Here is a 17719-nt window from a genome sequence, read left to right as displayed (position 1 = left end):
CGCCCCGGCGTGAACCAAGGGACGGTGGGGCGGCGGACGGGAAGGCCGGGTGGTGCGCCGGAGGGGCTACTGCGCGGCGTGGCGCGCGCGGAGCAGGCGCAGTTGCGCCTCCAGTCCGCCGCCTTCGCGGTTGGCCAGGGTGATGTCGCCGCCGTGCTGGCGGGCGATGTTGCGGGCGATGGACAGGCCAAGGCCGCTGCCGCCGGTCTGGCGGTTGCGCGAATGCTCCACGCGGAAGAACGGCTCGAACACCTTGTCCGTGTACTGTTCCGGCAGGCCGGGTCCCCGGTCGCGGATGGCCACGGACAGCATGTCGTCCGCGTCCCGCACCTCGATGTCCACCTGCCCGCCGCCGTAGCGCACCGCGTTTTCCAGCAGGTTGGACAGGCAGCGCTTCAGCGCCAGGGGCTGGGCCTGGATGTGGGTGGGACGTCCTTCGGCGGTGCCGTGCAGGGTGATGCGCAACTGCGGCGGCCCCGCGTGCCCCGTCTGCCCCATATGCCCCATGTGGAGGTCGCGGCAGTCTTCCGCCAGGCTTTCCAGCAGGGCGGTCACGTCCACGGCGGCCGTGGCTTCGCGGCTGTCGGTGCTGCGCACGAAGTCGATGGTGGTGGAAAGCAGGTCCCGGATCTCGTCCAGGTCCGCCAGAAACCGCTTGCGCAGTTCCGGCGGCTCCATCTGGTCCGCGCGCAGGCGCATGCGGGTGACCGGGGTGCGCAGGTCGTGCGAGATGGCGGCCAGCAGCCGTCCGCGTTCGTCCACGAACTGGCGGATGCGGTCCTGCATGCGGTTGAAGGCCTGGGCCGCGCGGCGGATTTCCAGCGGGCCGCGCTCTGGCAGGGGGGCGCGCACCAGCCCCGCGCCGAACTCGTCGGCGGCGTCGGCCAGCATGCGCAGGGGGCGGGTCATCCAGCCCACCACTACCAGGCCCAGCAGGGCCACGCCCACGATGCGCCAGCCCAGGTCCCACAGCATGGGTTCGGGTATCCACGGCCGGTTGCCCTCGGGCAGCACGTGGGTGAACACGGCCCACATGCCGTCGCGCAGGCGCACGCCCACGGTGTAGCCGATGTCGTAGTGGCCGTCGTCGATGCGGCCCGGGGGCGGCGGCGGGCGGCGTCCCACGTCGCGGGCGATGCCGTCCACCCGGCAGACCAGCTGCATGTCCGGGGCCAGCAGCCCGCGCAGGTGGTCCGCGAAAATGGAGGAATACACGTCGGCGGCCCAGTCGGATATGTCGGCCGGGGCGGCGGCGGGCGGGGTGGTGGTCATGGCGATGCGGCTGGCGCCCTGCGCCATCTGGCCGATCATGTCTGCGCGGGCCTCGGGCCGGGCCGCGTCCAGCACCAGGGCCTGCCCGGCAAGGCGCATGGCCGCCTGGCGGGCCACGGAACTGTAGACGAACGGCCCCCCGCGCGAGACCACGTACAGCATGCTGACGATCTGGATGAGCACGATGCCGCACACCAGCACCAGCACCACCCGGCCGCGCAGGGTGCGCGGGGGCAGGGCGGAGAGCAGCCGCGCTCCGGGAAACGGCGGGCGTGCGGCGGGGGGGACGGCGGCGGGGCTCATGCGTCGGCCGGGGCGTCGCCGGTTTCGGCGTCGCGTTCCACGTCGGTGGCCAGGTAGTAGCCGTCGCCGCGCACGGTCTTGATGATCTGAGGTTCGCGCCCGTTGTCGCGCAGTCGGGTGCGCAGGCGGCTGACCAGCACGTCGATGGACCGGTCGAAGGCTTCCGCCGCGCGGCCCTGGGTCAGGTCCAGCAGCTGGTCGCGGCTCATCACCCTGTTGGGATACGTCAGGAACACCCGCAGCAGGCGGTATTCCGCGCCGCTCAGGTTCACCACCACCCCGTCCGGGGCCACCAGGTGGCGGGGCACCGTGTCCAGCGTCCACCCGGCAAAGCGGATGGCGCGCGACATGGCCTCCGGCTCGGCCTTGGCGATGTTCTCGGGCAGGGCGCGGGCCCGGCGCAGCACAGTGCGGATGCGGGCCACCAGTTCGCGCGGGTTGAACGGCTTGGCCACGTAGTCGTCGGCCCCCAGTTCCAGCCCGATGATGCGGTCCGTGTCGTCGTCCAGCGCGGTGAGCATGATCACCGGCAGGTCGGAGCGGGCGCGCAGCCTGCGGCACAGGGTCAGCCCGTCGTCGCCGGGCAGCATCACGTCCAGCACCACGAGGTCGTAGCGCCCCACTTCGAGCATGCGGAACATCTCGACGCCGTCGGCGGCCGATTCCGCGCGGAAGCCGTGCTTGTCCAGAAAGCCGGTGAGCAGCTCGCGGATTTCGGGGTCGTCGTCCACGACAAGGATGTGTTCCGGGGTGTTCATGGGCCTCCTATAGCGCCGCGCCGGGCCTCGTGCACGGTTTTTTTGCAACACAGTGTTTCCGCCGCGCCGGGTGCAATACGCGGCAACACTTTGCCTGTTGCGGCAACGAAGCGGCAACGGGCAACACATATTGCGGTTACGCCGCCGGGCTAGACCCTGCCCCACGCGCCGTGCACGCGGCACCGGCGCGACGCCCCAGCCATCGGAACCCGCATGTACCAGATCGCCCTCAAGATGCTGCTCGCCAACCGGGGCAAGTACCTCGGCATGGTGCTGAGCCTGGCCTTCACCTCGCTGATCATGACCCAGCAGCCCGCCGTGTTCGCCAGCATCCTCACCCGCACCTACGGCCTCATCGACGACATCGCCATCGCCGACATCTGGGTCATGGACCCCCAGGCCCAGTCGGTGGAGGAATCGAAAGCCATGCCCGACACGCGCCTGTCGCTGGTGCGCAGCGTCAGCGGCGTGGAGTGGGCCGTGCCCCTGCACAAGGGCTCGCTGAAGGTGCGCCTGCCCGACGGCAACACCGTGGGCTGCGGGCTCATCGGCGTGGACGACGTGTCGCTCGTCGGCGCGCCGGGCGTCATGAGGTCCGGCAGCATGGCCGACCTGCGCATGAGCGACGCCGTGGCGGTGGACGCCGAGGGCGCGGCCAACCGCCTGGCCGTGCGGACGGAACGCGGCATGCGCCCCCTGGGCGTGGGCGACGCGCTGGAGGTCAACGACCGCCGCGCCGTGGTGGTGGGCGTGGCCGACGCCACCCCCACCTTCCAGTCGCAGCCCATGCTGTACACCACCTATTCGCGGGTCAAGCTGTTCAACAAGAGCGAGCGCAAAGTGATGTCCTTCGTGCTGGTCAAGGCCCAGCCGGGGCAGGACCATCGCGGGCTTGCCGCACGCATCGCGTCGGAGACGGGGCTGACCGCCCTGACCGCCGACGACTTCCGCGCGCGCACCTTGCAGCATTTCATCAAGCGCACGGCCATCATCATGCACTTCGGCACCACCATCCTCATGAGCTTCTGCATCGGCGCGGTGGTCACCGGGCTGATGTTCCACAACTTCACCCAGGACGCGCTGCGCCACTTCGGCGTGCTGAAGGCCATGGGCGCGGACGACCGCACCCTGCTGCTGATGATCCTGTCGCAGGCGCTGCTGGTGGCGGGCACAGGGTTCGGCCTGGGGGTGGGCATGGCCATGATCATGGGCAACCTGCCCGGCGACCCCATGGGCATGCGCCTTTCCCCGCTCATCCTGGCGGTGGGCGGGGGCGCGGTGCTGTCCATCACCCTGGTTTCGGCGGCGCTGAGCATCCGCCAGGTGTTGCGGCTGGAACCGGCCATCGTGTTCAAGCAATAGGGGACGGCATCCATGCAGGACGGAAACATCCGCGTTACGCCCGCCACTGCCGCCGCCAGCGCCGCCTCCGGCATGACCGGCGGCCCCGCAGTGGTCTGCGCCGGGCTGGAGAAACGCTACGGCGAAGGGGCCACCGCCGTGCACGCCCTGCGCGGCGTGGACCTGACCGTGCAGCGCGGCGAACTGCTGATGCTGGTGGGCCCCTCCGGCTGCGGCAAGACCACGCTGATCTCGGTGATGGCGGGCATCCTGGACGCGACAGACGGCACATGCCGCATCCTGGGGCAGGACATGACCGCCCTGGCCTCCCGGCCTCGGGCGGCCTTTCGCGCCCGCAACATCGGCTTCGTGTTCCAGGCCTACAACCTGAACCCGGCGCTGACGGCGGCGGAGAACGTTTCCGTGCCCTTGCGCATCTGCGGCGCGCCGGTGCGCGAGGCCATGCGCAGGGCGGAAGCCGCGCTGGACCTGGTGGGCCTTGGCGACAAGACGGAATCCGCGCCCGGCGACCTTTCCGGCGGGCAGCAGCAGCGCGTGGCCATCGCCCGCGCCCTGGTGCACGAGCCGCAGCTGATCGTGTGCGACGAGCCCACCAGCGCCCTGGACCACGCCAACGGCCAGCGGGTCATGGAACTGTTGCGCCGGGTGGGCACCGTGGACGGCCGGGCGCTGGTCATCGTCACCCACGACGCGCGCATCTTCGACTTTTCGGACCGCATCGCGGAACTGGACGACGGACGGGTGACCCGCGTGGGCACGCCCGGCGCGGCCCGGCATTCCTCCGGACCTTCCTCCGCTACTTGAAAATACAGGGACAACCATGCGACGCAACATCATCCTGACCTACGTCCTGCCCGCGCTGGCCCTGGCTGGCCTTGCGGCGGGCGTCGTGCACGCCTCGCGCGCGTCCGCGCCCCCGGCCCCGGTGCCCCCGGCAGCCGACCCGGCCGCGCCGCCCTATGAAAGGTACATCAGCGGTTCCGGCATCGTGGAGGCGGCCAGCCGCGACGTGGGCGTGGCCACGCCCACCTCCGGGGTCATCGTGGAGATTCCCGTCACCGTGGGCGACGCGGTGCGCAAGGGCGACCTGCTGTTCCGGCTGGACGACCGCGAGCGCAGGGCCGCCCTGGCCGAGCAGAAGGCCGCCCTGGCCGTGGCCCGGGCCAAGCTGGCCGAGGCGCGCGTGGCCCTGGAAAAGGCTCGCGCCGACGCCGCGCGGGTGCGCAGCCTGCGCGACGGCCGCGCCGTGAGCGCGGAAGAGGCGGCCCAGCGCGGCTACGCGGAAGAGACCGCCCGCGCCGCGCTGGCCTCGGCCACGGCCGACGTGTCCCAGGCCGAGGCCGCCGCCCGCGCCATCGAGGTGGACCTGGACCGGCTGTGCGTGCGCGCCCCCATGGACGCCACGGTGTTGCAGGTGAACGTGAGCGAGGGCGAATACGCCACGGCCGGGGCGCTCTCCACGCCGCTGGTCATGCTGGGCGACGTGACCCGGCTGCACGTGCGGGTGGACATCGACGAGAACATCGCCTGGCGCTACCGCGCGGGCATGCCCGCCACGGTGTTCCTGCGCGGCAACCGCGACCTTTCCGCGCCGCTGCGCTTCGTGCGGGTGGAGCCTTACGTGCTGCCCAAGACGTCCCTGACCGGCGACACCACCGAGCGCGTGGACATCCGCGTCTTGCAGGTGCTGTACGCCTTCGACGCCAGGGACATGCCCGCCTACGTGGGGCAGCAGGTGGACGTGTATTTCGACGACACCGGACAGGCGGGGCAACCGGGGCAACCGGAGCAACTGGGGCAACTGGGGCAGCCCGTCAGGCAGTCTGTACCCGTCAGGCAGTCAGTAAAGGACGGGCAGCTTCCCGAGGTGGTGGTGCCGGTGCGGGACGCCGGTGCGCGCCCCATGGGCGGCAAGGCCGCATCCGGCGCGGGGGTGCGGGGATGACCGCGCCGTTCCGTTCCCGCCGCGTGGCGGCCCTGCCGTGCGTCCTGCTGTGCGCGGCGCTGACGGCGGGCTGCGCGGCCTCGCCCGCCGCGCCCCGGCCCGGCATGCCCGCCGCGTGGAGCGCGGAGGCGGATCCGTCGGCGTCGGGTGCCCCGGTGGCGGGCGTGCAGACTGGCGTCACCCTGGCCCGATGGTGGACCAGCTTCGGCGACCCGGTGCTGGACGGCCTGCTGGTCCGCGCCGCCACCGCCAACTTCGACGTGCGCATCGCCGCCGAAAAGGTGCGCGAGGCCCGCGCCGCCGCGCGCGAGGCCGGGGCCGGCCTTGGCCCCACGGTCACCGGCTCCGCCTCGGCCACCCGCAGCCGCGCGGGCACGGGCGAGGCGCAGTCCACCGGTTCGCGCAACGGCAACGTGTACGCCGCGGGCCTGGACATGGCCTGGGAGATCGACCTGTTCGGGCGGCTGCGCGCCACCCGCGAGGCCCGCGTGGCCGACGCCCAGGCGGCGGAAGAGGACCGGCGCGACACCCTGGTCGCCCTGTTGGCCGAGGTGGCCACCCAGTACGTGACCCTGCGCCAGGCCCAGAACGAACTGGACCTGACCCGCGACATCGCGGCCAGCCGGGCCGAAACCCTGGCCCTGGTCACCGCCCGGCGCGACGCGGGTCTGGCCGGGGACATCGACGTGGCTCAGGCCGCCGCGCTGTGGCATTCCTCTCTGGCCGACGCCGCCGATTACGAGAACAACGCCTGGGCGGCCCTGGCCCGCATCGAACGCCTGACGGACGCGGCACCCGGCGAACTGCGCCCGGCGCTGGAACGCACTGCGTCCATCCCCGCGCCCGCGCGTCAGGTGCCCGTGGGGTTGCCCGCCGACCTGCTGCTGCGCCGCCCGGACATCCGCGCGGCGGAGCGTTCGCTGGCCTCGGCGGCGGCGGACCTGGCCGCCACCACGGCGGAACGCTGGCCCACGCTCAGCCTGTCGGCGGCGCTGGGCTCGCAGGCGTCCACGGTGAACAGGCTGCTGTCCTCGGGCAGCGGGGTGTGGTCGGTGGCCCCGGCGCTGGGGTTGACCCTGTTCGATGCCGGGGCCACCACCGCGCGCATCGAGCAGGCCGACGCCCGGCGCAGGCAGGCCGCGCTGACCTACCTGTCCACGGCCCGCACGGCGGTGGAGGAGGCGGAGGCGGCCCTGTACGCCGTGGACCGCCAGCAGCGCAGGCTGCCCGACCTGGCCGCCGTGCTGGAGGCCGACCGCACCGCCCTGACCCTGGCCTGGGACCGCTACCGGGCGGGGCTGACCGACTTTCTGGACGTGGCCGACGCCGAGCGCGAACTGTCCACCGCCGCCCTGACCCACGTGCAGGCGCGGGCGGTGCTGGCCACCCGCGCCATCACCCTGTACCGGGCGCTGGGCGGCGGCTGGGAAGCGCCGGAGGGCGCGGAACCGGCCGTGGCGGGGAATGGCGGTCCGCTGCGGGCAGTTTCGACCCAGTAAAGAAATGTAAAGAAGCCGCCCGGCAAAATTTGCCCGGCTTTGCCCGCCCCGCACGTTGCCGTGCGGGGCGGGCCGTTTTTTGGGCGGAAAGCGGGGCAGCCCCCCTACGCGGGCAGGCGGATGGTGACCTTCAGCCCGCCCTCGGGCAGGTTTTCGGCGGCTATGCTGCCGCCGTGCAGTTCCACGGCGCGCTGGGCGATGGCCAGGCCAAGCCCGGTGCCCGAGCCGCGCGGGGCATTGCCCGCCCGGAAGAACGGCACGAAGAGCATGGGCAGGTCGGCCTCGGGCACGCCCGGCCCCTGGTCCTGCACGGAGATCACGGCGTGGCGCTCCGGATGGGGGCAGGCGGAACGCACGGTGGCGCAACCGGGCCGTTCCGGCCCGACCATCGCTGCCCCGGTCGACAGGGAGACATCCACCCGGCTGCCCGGCGGCGAGAACTTCAGGGCGTTCTGCACCACGTTGTCCAGCGCGCCATACAGCATTTCACGCATGCCGTGAAAGGGCGCGCACGGCCCGTCCACGTGCAGCACCACCCGCTTGCGGTCGGCGCGGGCCTGGAAGTCGGTCTCGTCCGCCAATTGCGTCAGCATCGCTTCCAGGTCGAACCAGGCGGGCGGGTCGTCCTCCTTCTGGTGGTCCAGGTGTCCCGTGGCCAGCAGGTGCGAACTGAGGGCCGAAAGGCGCTCGGCGTCGCGGCGGATGCGCTCCAGAAAGCGCTGCGATTCCGGAGAGACGGTGCGCGAGGCCATTTCCAGCGCCAGCGCCACCCGTGAAAGGGGCGAACGCATCTCGTGCGACACCTCGTGCAGCAGGCGGCGCTGGGTTTGCAGCAGTTCTTCCGTACGTTCGGCCATGGTGTTGAAATCGCTGGCAAGATGCGCAAGCTCCGTGCCGTGCGAGGCCACGTTGCCGTTGACGCGCACGTGCAGGTCCCCCCGCGCGAAGCGTTGCAGGGCGCTGCCCACCTCGCCGATGGGACGGCTGGTCTGGCGCAGCAGCAGGTGCAGCACGCCGCCCGCCAGCACCATGGCCAGGGCCAGGGGCAGCACGAAGGGCGGCAGGCGCATGTCCGGCGGGGTGGGCATGTCTTTGCGCAGGGTGAGCACGCCGTGTTGGCCGCCGGGCAGGTCGATGGGGTCGGCCATGAGGATCACCGGCCGGAAGGCGAACGGGGGAGGGAAATCGACCTGGGTGGCGCCCGTGTCGCGCGCCTCCTCGGCCTGCTGGCGGGCTTCGGCCTGCACGGCGGCCTCGGTTTCCGGCGACTGCCGGGCGGGCGCCGGGGGCGGCCCCGCGAGGGAACCCGGAGGCGGGGTGCGCCCTTCCAGGGCGGCCAGGACGCGTTGCGGCCAGGAGGGGGGCGGCGGGCCGAAGGGCACCGGCGGAACTGGCAGAACTGGCAAGACCGGGCCGTTGTCGGCCAGGGGCTGCAATCCGGCGTCGTGCACCACCACGTGCACGCCGCGCCTGCGCAGCGTGTCCAGCAGGGCGTCCAATTTTTCCGTGCGCCCTTCGGCCATGTATTCCGAGATGCGCTCGCCCAGCAGGTCCAGCAGCACGGCGTTCATCTCGAAGGGGCCGCGCTTGGGGCGGTCTTCCAGCCGGATGCGGACGAAGGTGCCCAGGGTGAAGATGCCGCAGCCCACCAGCAGCAGCACCAGCAGCCTAACGGGCCACGTTCTCATGCCCCGCCCCGAGGCGCGGTTCCTCCGCATCCTGCCCGCCGAAGGTGGATTCCGTGGGCGAGACGCGGAAATAGTAGCCCACCCCGCGCACCGTGCCCACGCGCGGCTGGCCGTCGTCGCAGGGGCCCAGCTTCTTGCGCAGGTTGCTGACGTGCACGTCTATGGACCGGTCGAAGGGCAGGATGTCGCGCCCCAGCACCCCGCGCGAGATGTCCTCGCGCGCCACCGTGCCGCCTTCGGCCTCCAGCAGCAGCACCAGGATGGCGTACTCCACGGGGGTCAGGGGCAGGGGGGCGCCGTCGCGCAGGGCCGTGCGGGCCGAACGGTCCACGGTGATGCCCCCGAAGGTCAGGTTGCGCTTGCGGTACGGTCCTACACCGCCCATGAAGCCCGGGCCGCCCATGAAGCCCGGCCCGGCCGCGCCCGCCGTTCCCCCGGTTCCCCCCATCCCCCCGATCCCGTGGACGCGGGTGCGGCGCAGCACGGCGCGCAGGCGCGCCAGCAGTTCGCGTGGCACGAAAGGTTTGGGGACGTAGTCGTCCGCGCCCATCTCCAGCCCCACGATGCGGTCCACGTCGTCGCCGCGCCCGGTCAGCATGAGCACGGGCAGGGCCGAACGGGAACGGATGGTGCCGAGCACGTCGAAGCCGCTGGTGTCGGGCAGGGCCACGTCCAGCAGAGCCGCGTCGTAGTCGCCCGACAACGCGCGTGCCAGCCCCTGGCCACCGGTATGGCAGGGTTCAACGGCAAGCCCTTCGGGAGCGAGATATTCGGTCAGTAATGCGCAGAGTTCCTTGTCGTCGTCGATCAACAGGACTCGTTCCATGATGTCACCCTCTGGGCGGTGGCACATATTACCCGGTTGCCGCTTGCGACCGGATATACTGCAAGAATCACGCCCGAATGATTTCCGCTAGTGTAAAACAATGTAAACTAGTGTGTCCGATGTTTTCGAAACACTACCCGATCTGAACGGACAATGCGGGTGGCCGCGCGTATACATGATGACAGCCCGCGATGCGCGGAGTTTGGCTTTTCCACAATTTCCGGCGTGGTGCATGGATCCGGTTGCCGCAATTCCGGCTCCACAGAACGCACGACTGGAGATGAAGATGGAAGCCAATACAGGAACCGCTACGGACATAACGGCATGCATGACCGGCGACGGAAAGGCATGGCGCCGTTTCGTGTCTGCCTACGCCCCGGTAATCCACAAGGCCGTGCACTACACCCTTCAGTGGAACGGCGGGCACGCCGCCGGACTCGATGTGCAGGACGTGACGCAGGAGGTGTTCTGCCGTCTCGTCGGCGATGGGTTCCGTCTGTTGTCCACCTACGATCCCGCCCGGGCGGGCCTGTCCACCTGGCTCACCGTGGTGGCGCGCTCCACCGCGCTGGACTGCCTGCGCGCGCGCCGCACCGAACGGCTGGCGCGCCACGTGCCCTATCCCCACCATGACGGCCATGATGTCCATGACGTTGAGGACGAACTGGCCGGACGGCTGTGGGCGGAGGCCCCGGTTTCCGACGACCGTGGCGAACTGGACCTGCCCCCCGGCCTGCTGAGCAGGCGGCAGAGCACGGTGCTGCGGCTGTTGTTCCAGGACGACCTCGATACCGATGAAGTGGCGCGCACGCTGGACATCCATCCCAAGACCGTGCGCAGTCTGAAGCAGAACGCCCTTGCGCGGCTGCGCCATCACTTCTGCCTGTGATGCGCGCCGCGCAACGCAAAGGCCCGGAACCTTCCGGGCCTTTTTCTTGTGCCAAAGGCAGACGCCGCAGGCAACGCAAAGTAATGCAAAGATACTGTTATGAACGTTAATTGCGTTGATTTCAGAGTGGTTATGGAAATTTGAAAATTAAGAGCGCGGCGTTGCTGCGTCGATAAGGCCAACAAGCATGCGCTGCATGCATGGCAGAAGCACACAAGGATAGTGCATTCTTCATGGAGGAAACATCATGTCTCTCGTCGTCAACAACAACTTTACGGCGCTCACCACGGCCAATACGCTGAACGCAACCTACAACAAGCTCGAAAAGTCCACCCAGCGCCTGTCTTCCGGCCTGCGCATCAACTCCGCCGCGGACGACGCCGCCGGTCTTGCCATCCGCGAACTGATGCGTTCGGACATCACTGCGCTGAATCAGGGCGTGCGCAACGCCAACGACGCCATCTCGCTGATCCAGACTGCCGACGGCGCCATGGAAACCATCGACGAAAAGCTCATCCGTATGAAGGAACTGGCGGAACAGGCCGCCACCGGCACCTACAACTCGGACCAGCGCCTGATCATCGATTCCGAATACCAGGCCATGGCCTCGGAAATCACCCGAATCGCCAGCGCCACCGACTTCAACGGCATCATGCTGCTGAACGGCAACCTGTCCGGATCGACCTACGACGGCTCCGGCCTGCAATCCACGGGGCAGCTGCACATCCACTTCGGCTCGGGCAACGACAGCGCGCAGGACTACTACAACATCCGCATCGGCGCGGTGTCCGCCCAGGCGCTGGGCCTCGGCAGTTCCGCCTCCGGCAACGGGGCCAGCATCTCCACCCAGCAGGCGGCCCAGGATGCCCTGACCGCCATCGACAACGCCATCATCTCCAAGGACCAGATCCGCGCCTCGCTGGGGGCCATGCAGAATCGGCTGGAAGCCACCATCACCAACCTCGAGACCCAGGCCGAAAACCTGTCCGCCGCCGAATCGCGCATCTCGGACGTGGACGTCTCGCTGGAAATGACCGAGTACACCAAGCAGCAGGTGCTGGCGCAGACCGCCGTGGCCATGCTGTCGCAGGCCAACTCGCTGCCGCAGATGGCGCTTTCGCTGATCAGCGGCTAGCCTGACCCTTTCGGGGAACGACGGACGGACACACCGACGGCAAGGGGCCGGGCGAAAGCCCGGCCTCTTCAGACTGCTGACAAACCCAAATTCTTCCGGGGGAGGGACCCTTTTGGAAAAGGGTCTCCTCCCCCGGACCCCCTCCCCCCAAAACTTTTATTTGTATTCTCCGCCCATTACGAGAATACAAAACATGGGGTTCCAAGGGGCGGTAGCCCCTTGGCCGCCGGAGGCGTCCAAAAGCAGACTTTGTCAACAACCAGAAGGGGCCGGGCATATGCCCGGCCCCTTTTGTATGGCCCTTGCGGCATGCGGGCTGGTCCGGGCTAGTCGCTGTCCAGCGAGGCAAGCAGCGAATCGATGGTGGACGACAGGTTGTCGTAGCTGGTGAGCAGGGTTTCCAGGTTGGAATAGCGGGTGCGCAGGCGGCTTTCCACCAGGTCCAGCCGTTGCTCCTCGCGGGATATGGACTGCGAGTACTGGTCCAGGATGTCCTGGAAGCTGTTCTCCATGATCTGGAGGGTGCCTTCGCTGCTGGTCATGTCCTCCAGGGTGTCGACGAGCTGCCCGATCTTGCCCTGCTTCAGGTACACGGCGCCGGTGTAGGCGCCGTCCTCCGTGTTGTCCACGCTGATGGCAAGGCCCTGCTCGTCCTTGCCCGAGGCGCCGGTGATGGTCCAGCCCGAGATGGAGGCGGCGTTGCCGTTGATGTAGGCCGAGGTGATCTTGCCGTTTTCGATGGTGTACGACACGTCGTACTCGCCCGCCCTGGTGGTGCCCGAGATGGCGCTGTCGAAGGAAAAGTCGCCGGAATCGGTGCTGCCCGCGACGTCGGCCGACAGCAGTTCGGCCACGGCCTGCGGGTCTTTCTTTATGGCCGCTTCCAGTTCGTCGTAGTCGATGACCAGCAGGCCGAAGGTTTCCGAATCCTCGTCGGCGTCGGTGGAGATGCCGATGGTGGACAGGCTGGTGAACAGGTCGCCCGTCCCGTCGGTGGCATTGTAGTAGGAGAAGCCCAGCCCCTTGGTGGACAGGATGCTCTTCAGGCTGCTCTGCACCAGCTTGATGCCGTAGTTGCTGGCCAGCACCGAAGCGGCCGTGGAATCGTCGTCCTCGTCGTCCTCATCGTCGGATGCCGTGGCCGTGGACACCGACGACGACACCGTGCCCTGGTCGCGCAGGTCCATGAGCAGTTGCAGGATGGTGTTGATGCTCTCCACCACCGTTTCGATGGCCTCGACCATGGCGTCGCTGTCCAGCGTGACGTCCACGTTCACGCCGTCGCTGCCGGTGGCCTTCTTGAGTTGCAGGGTCACCCCGTCGATGACGTCGTCGATGGTGTTGGTGGAGCGCTCGATCCACTCGTCGGCGGCGGCGGGAAAGCCGTCCACCTTGATCTGGGCGTTCTGGGCCTTCTGGGTGTTGGTGAAGGCGTCCGGCCCCATGGCGTCGAAGCCGGTATCGTTGATGGTCACGGTGTTGTCCGCGCCAAGGTCCATGCCGCGTATTTGCAGGTGGTAGGCACTGCCTTCATTGATGATGCCGGCGCGCACGTCGTCGTTGTTGCCGCTGGCGTTGTTGATGAGGCTGGCGAACTCCGAAAGGGTGGCGCCGCCCGGCACGTCGATGGTGTACGTCTGGTCGCCGTAGGTGAACGAGAAGGTCTGGTCGGTGTCGGTGATCACCGTGTCGGTGGAGGCGTAGCCGTCGTCGCTGCTCCAGATGTCGTTTTTGGCCAGCTGGTTCACCACCACGGTGTGCGAGCCTTCTTCCGCATCGTTGCCGGCGGTGACGGTGACGCAGGTCTCGTCGGAAGAGGTGGCCCCCTTGGCGAGAAAGTCGGACACGTCGCTGTAGCTTTGCAGGGTCTGGTACAGCGTGGTCATCTGGGTTTCCAGGTCCTGCACCGCGGCCAGCCTGGCCTCGTAGTCCGACTGTGCCGCAAGCATGCTGTTGTAGCGGTATTCCTCCACGGCCATCTGGGCCTCGATGATCGCATCCCAGTCGGTGCCGGTGTTCAGGCCGGTGAAGGTGATGGAGCCGGACCAGTATTCGGACATGGATTCCTCCGTGGGGGCAGGGGGCGAGCAATGCGGGTGCTGGCCGGTATCGGGCTGGCGCCGGACCAGGGGATGCTTCTAATTTAGGATTTTCGTTCGTTGGCAAGGAAAACGAGTCTGCCATGAGGGAGTATACTCTTCTCGTATTCGACCGATATGGCAGGCGAAGTTTGACGAAGCCAACGGGCGAAAAGACAAGTTGGAAGTATCCCCTAGAGATAATCGAGCAGGCTGAGCTTCATGACGGCGGACGATGTGCTGAGCACCGCCTTGTAGATGGTGGTGAGCTTGGAGAGTTCGGTGGCCAGTTCCGTGGTGTCGGCGTCCACCACGTTGCTGACGGCGTTCTTGGCCGTGGAGGTGAGCAGGGTGTTGGCCGTTTCGATGTGTTCCAGGCGTATTTCGCGCGCGCCGATGTCGCTGGCGGCGGAAAGCATCCTGGCCTGCCCTGCGGTGATGGCCTCCAGGCTTTCGGCGATGCCTTCCTCGTTGTTGGTCTCCAGGTAGCCGATGAACTGGCCGATGGCCTCGAACAGGTCGTCGCCGCCGGTGCCGGAGTAGCCGGTGCCGTCGGCACTGTAGAGCCCGCCGAACACGTCCAGCCCGCAACTGTTGATGGCGATGCTGGTGCCTGTGGAGACCCGCACGGTGAGGTCGGTGGAGTCGGAGGTGACGGTGAAGGTGTCGCCCGCCGCAAGGCCGCTGCCGCTGCCCGCCGAAAGCTCCAGGGTGCCGCCGGGCACGGTCAGCGTGCCGTTGTCCGAACTCTTCACGTCGGACCAGGTGAGCCCGCCGTCGGTGGAATAGCGGTACGATACGGGGCCGGACACGTTGGTGTCGCCCTCGATGCGCACCACCACCGAACTGCCGAAGGTGCCGGTGGGCGTGGCCGTGACGCCGGTGTTGGTCTGGGCCGTCACCTTCGCGCCGTCGTCCGCGTCGCCGGTGTAGATGGCGGCCGGGCGCACGGTGATGCGCGTGCCCGCGCCGGTGTCGTCGTCGGATACGGCGGTGACCCCGGTGCCATCCTGCATGTGCACCTGCACCCCGTCGCAGGACAGGGTGGTCTCTCCGGCGGCCAGGGTGGCCTCGGTCCAGGTGTCGCCGCCGTCGGTAGAGTAGCGGTAGGAAATGGCGTCCGTGCCCACGGCACCGTCGCCGGTGAATTCGATGCGGATGCTCTGGTCCGCCTCGCCGTCCACCGAGAGTACGGCGGACCCCGCGCCCGAGGCCAGGGTGGCCCCGCTCACCGTGGCCCCCAGGCCCAGGGTGTAGGCCGTGCCCCCGGAATCGCGCCCGGCGAAGATGGACTGCCCGTTGTACTGGGTGTTGGCGTAGGTGATCAGCTGTTCGTACAGGCCGCGCGCCTCTTCGGCGATGGCCAGCCGGTTGGCGTCGGTGAGCGTGCCGTTGGCCGCCTGTTCGGCCAGTTCGATGAGGCTGGTGATCACGGTGCTGGCGTCGCCCAGGGTGTCGTCGGCCAGCGAGAGCCAGCCTTTGGCCGTGTTCACGTTGCTCTGGTACTGGGTCAGCTGGCTGATCAGCGTGGAGTTGGTCAGCGCCACCTCGGTGCCGTAGGGGTCGTCCGACGGGCAGTTGATGCGCTGCTGGGTGGCCATCTGGATGGTCAGCCGGTTGATGTCCGATTGCAGGCGGGTCATGTATTTCAGCGAGTTGTCGTAGGTCATGCTGGTGGAGATGCGCATGGTGGACTCCCGGGAGAAATGGCGGCGTGCGTTCGTCTAGGGGCTGTTTCTAAGTTAGGGTTTTCGTTCGTTGGCAAGGAAAACGAGCCTGCCATGAGGGAGTATACTCTTCTCGTATTCGACCGATATGGCAGGCGAAGTTTGACGCAGCCAACGGGCGAAAGGACAAGTTAGAAACAACCCCTAGTCCCGCAACGAAAGAACGGTTTCAAACATGGAGTTCGCCACCTGGATGAGTTGCGCGGCGATGCTGTACGCCTGCTGGTACCTGGTGAGGTTGATCAGTTCTTCGTCGGTGTTCACGCCGGAAATGGACTGCTGGAGGCTGTCGGCGTTTTCGGCCAGGGTGCTGTAATAGGTGTACTTGCGGGCGGAGGTGTCCACGTCGGTGCCCACGGTGGAGACCAGCGCGGCCAGTTGCTTGCTCAGGGTCCTGGAGGTGGAACCGCTGGCCAGGTCCAGGGTCACCTTGGCGTCCGCCAGCGCGGCCAGGTTGTTGGCGCAGGTGGAGTCGCCGGAAAGCACCTCGCCCGAGGCGTCCACCACGGCGGCGTTGACCCGGTTGGGGTCGTTCAGCACCGCGTCGGACACGGCGATGTTCCCCGCGTCGTCGCCAGAGAAGAAGGTGTTGATGCCCAGCGCCGCGAGCAGGCCCGAGGTGTCGCCCGCGAACTGGAACGAATGGCCGTCCGCCGCCGCGATGGTGAGTTGCCCGTTGCTGATGCTGGCCGTGAGCAGGCCCGAAAAGGTGGTGTTGAGGGCGTCTGCCACGTCCTCCAGGCTGTCGGACGCGGGGTCGATGGCGATGGACGACAGTGTGGACACCTCTCCGGTGGCGTCGTCGTACACCGAGATGGAGAGGGTGCCCGTGGTCAGCCGGTCGGCGTAGGCCAGGCTGCTGTCCGAGAGGGCCGCGGTGGTGTCGTCCACGGAATTTCCGGACGTGGCGGACGAGAAGTTGGTCAGCCCCGCGCCCTGGCTGTGCACGTAGTTGACCTGCCAGACCAGTTCTTCGGCCAGGGCGTCCAGCGTCTCCAGATAGCTGCCCACGTACTGGTCGCGGGTGGCCAGCAGCCCGGCCAGGCTGCCGCCGGAAAGGCGGTTGTTGCTGTCCGAGTCGGTGACGTCGATGGGGGTGACGTTCACCTTTCCGGAGGTGGTCTGGTACCAGTACACCCCGGATTTCGCCATGACGGTGAAGTCGTCGCCCACGGCCAGGCTGCCGCTGGCGGCCGCGCCGGAATCGGTGGACGAGCCGAACCAGATGGACACCCCGGCCACGGTCACCTTGTCGTCAGCGCCCGAGGCCGTGAACAGCAGGGTGTTGCCGGAATCGTCGGTGAGCCAGGTTTCCCCGCCGTCCAGCGACACCTTGTAGGTGGCCGCGCCCGCCGAACCGTCGGCCGTGCCCGAGGTGACGAACTCTATGGTGATTTCGTGGCTGCTTTCGCCCTCGAAGTAGATCTGCCCATCGAAGGTGGAGGCGGAGGTCAGCGACTGGGTGGCCTGCGGCCCCTCATAGGCCAGCTTGTGGGTGGTGCTGCCTTGCACCAGGGTCTGCCCGGCGGCGGTGTACACGGTGGCCTGGCCGTCGTCGTTGTAGACGACGGAAAGGGCGAGATAGGTGGAAAGCTCGCGCAGGGCGGTGGCCTGGCTGTCCAGCAGGGTGGCGTTTTCCGGGTCCCCGGCCAGTTGCGAGTTGAGGCCGGCCAGGGTGTCCAGCAGGTCGTTGATGTCGTCGACCTGCTGTTCGATCTGGGAATTCAGGCTGGTCTGCACCGCCTCCAGGCTGGCGCTGGTGGAATTGAGCAGCGTGGTCAGCGTTTCCGCGTAGCCGGTCAGTTCGGTGCGGGCGGCCTCGCTTTCCGGGTTTGCGGCCAGCGCGTCGAGGCTGGTCCAGAAGGCGTCCAGGGCGGTGGACAGGTCGTAGCCCTCGTCGTCGCTGTCGTCGAACAGCGTTTCAATGGACGAGAGGGTGGAGGTGATGGTCTCCCACATGGACGCCTGGGAGCTGTACGTCAGGTACTGCGACTCCACGGTGTAGCTGAAATGCCGGGTGATCTCCGACACCGTGGCCCCGGAACCGTAGGTGTACCCGCCGCTGCTGACCGTGGGTCCCGTGGCGTACTGCACCGTCTGGCGCGAGTAGCCTTCCACCCCGGCATTGGACAGGTTGTTGCTGGTCACCGATATGCCGATCTGCGCGTTGGAAAGCGCGTTGGCGCCGATGTTGAAAATGGAACTGAGCGAGGACATGGCGCGTCCTTACGGGCAGA

At 68.2% G+C, this 17719-nt stretch carries 13 protein-coding genes; 6 read left to right on the top strand and 7 right to left on the bottom strand.

The features are described 5' to 3' along the window. Positions 1-66: 66 nt before the first annotated feature. Entirely contained in the window at positions 67-1575 is a 1509-nt protein-coding gene (locus ACR4XJ_RS10465) for an ATP-binding protein (RefSeq protein ID WP_434755154.1), read from the bottom strand. Further along, complete coding sequence (locus ACR4XJ_RS10460; protein WP_434755153.1) at positions 1572-2333, bottom strand: response regulator; 762 nt, start codon at positions 2331-2333, stop codon at positions 1572-1574. The genes ACR4XJ_RS10465 and ACR4XJ_RS10460 overlap by 4 nt, the downstream gene beginning before the upstream one ends. Before the next feature lie 213 nt (positions 2334-2546). Between ACR4XJ_RS10460 and ACR4XJ_RS10455 the strand changes: the two genes are divergently transcribed. Genes ACR4XJ_RS10455 through ACR4XJ_RS10440 form a run of 4 tightly spaced genes read left to right on the top strand, consistent with a single transcriptional unit; the run spans position 2547 to position 7139 of the window. Then, positions 2547-3695 carry an ABC transporter permease gene (locus ACR4XJ_RS10455; RefSeq protein ID WP_434755152.1) on the top strand — a complete coding sequence of 383 codons (1149 nt, stop codon included), beginning with the start codon at positions 2547-2549 and terminating at the stop codon, positions 3693-3695. A 12-nt stretch (positions 3696-3707) separates the two neighbouring features. Further along, entirely contained in the window at positions 3708-4499 is a 792-nt protein-coding gene (locus ACR4XJ_RS10450) for an ABC transporter ATP-binding protein (RefSeq protein WP_434755151.1), read from the top strand. Between the two features lie 16 nt (positions 4500-4515). After that, positions 4516-5640 carry an efflux RND transporter periplasmic adaptor subunit gene (locus tag ACR4XJ_RS10445; RefSeq protein ID WP_434755150.1) on the top strand — a complete coding sequence of 375 codons (1125 nt, stop codon included), beginning with the start codon at positions 4516-4518 and terminating at the stop codon, positions 5638-5640. Beyond that, positions 5637-7139, top strand: coding sequence for an efflux transporter outer membrane subunit (locus ACR4XJ_RS10440; protein WP_434755149.1), 1503 nt, complete (start codon positions 5637-5639; stop codon positions 7137-7139). Before ACR4XJ_RS10445 ends, ACR4XJ_RS10440 begins: the two co-directional genes overlap by 4 nt. 104 nt (positions 7140-7243) lie before the next feature. Here ACR4XJ_RS10440 and ACR4XJ_RS10435 read toward each other — a convergent pair whose 3' ends face one another. Next, positions 7244-8827: a HAMP domain-containing sensor histidine kinase gene (locus tag ACR4XJ_RS10435; RefSeq protein WP_434755148.1), complete on the bottom strand. Its 1584-nt coding sequence runs from the start codon at positions 8825-8827 to the stop codon at positions 7244-7246. After that, the gene (locus tag ACR4XJ_RS10430) at positions 8808-9653 is read right to left on the bottom strand and encodes a response regulator transcription factor (protein WP_434755147.1); all 846 of its coding nucleotides are present in this window, start codon (positions 9651-9653) and stop codon (positions 8808-8810) included. Before ACR4XJ_RS10430 ends, ACR4XJ_RS10435 begins: the two co-directional genes overlap by 20 nt. Before the next feature lie 328 nt (positions 9654-9981). Here ACR4XJ_RS10430 and ACR4XJ_RS10425 point away from each other — a divergent pair, with 328 nt between their 5' ends. Beyond that, entirely contained in the window at positions 9982-10542 is a 561-nt protein-coding gene (locus tag ACR4XJ_RS10425; protein ID WP_434755146.1) for an RNA polymerase sigma factor, read from the top strand. 247 nt (positions 10543-10789) lie between these two features. After that, the gene (locus ACR4XJ_RS10420; RefSeq protein WP_434755145.1) at positions 10790-11677 is read left to right on the top strand and encodes a flagellin; all 888 of its coding nucleotides are present in this window, start codon (positions 10790-10792) and stop codon (positions 11675-11677) included. 326 nt (positions 11678-12003) lie between these two features. On the opposite strand, the gene fliD is transcribed toward ACR4XJ_RS10420, so the two are convergent. The 3 genes from fliD to flgK all read right to left on the bottom strand — a co-directional run bounded on the left by fliD (position 12004) and on the right by flgK (position 17699). Beyond that, the gene (gene fliD, locus ACR4XJ_RS10415) at positions 12004-13737 is read right to left on the bottom strand and encodes a flagellar filament capping protein FliD (RefSeq protein WP_434755144.1); all 1734 of its coding nucleotides are present in this window, start codon (positions 13735-13737) and stop codon (positions 12004-12006) included. Between the two features lie 212 nt (positions 13738-13949). Then, positions 13950-15443: a flagellar hook-associated protein FlgL gene (flgL, locus tag ACR4XJ_RS10410; RefSeq protein WP_434755143.1), complete on the bottom strand. Its 1494-nt coding sequence runs from the start codon at positions 15441-15443 to the stop codon at positions 13950-13952. 183 nt (positions 15444-15626) lie between these two features. Then, entirely contained in the window at positions 15627-17699 is a 2073-nt protein-coding gene (flgK, locus tag ACR4XJ_RS10405) for a flagellar hook-associated protein FlgK (protein WP_434755142.1), read from the bottom strand. Positions 17700-17719: the final 20 nt, after the last annotated feature.

The sequence above is a fragment of the Nitratidesulfovibrio sp. D1 genome (genome assembly GCF_051133415.1).
GTDB lineage: Bacteria > Desulfobacterota > Desulfovibrionia > Desulfovibrionales > Desulfovibrionaceae > Cupidesulfovibrio.
The sequence above is the reverse complement of the archived record's forward strand: the minus strand, read 5'-3'. Positions and strand labels throughout refer to the sequence as shown.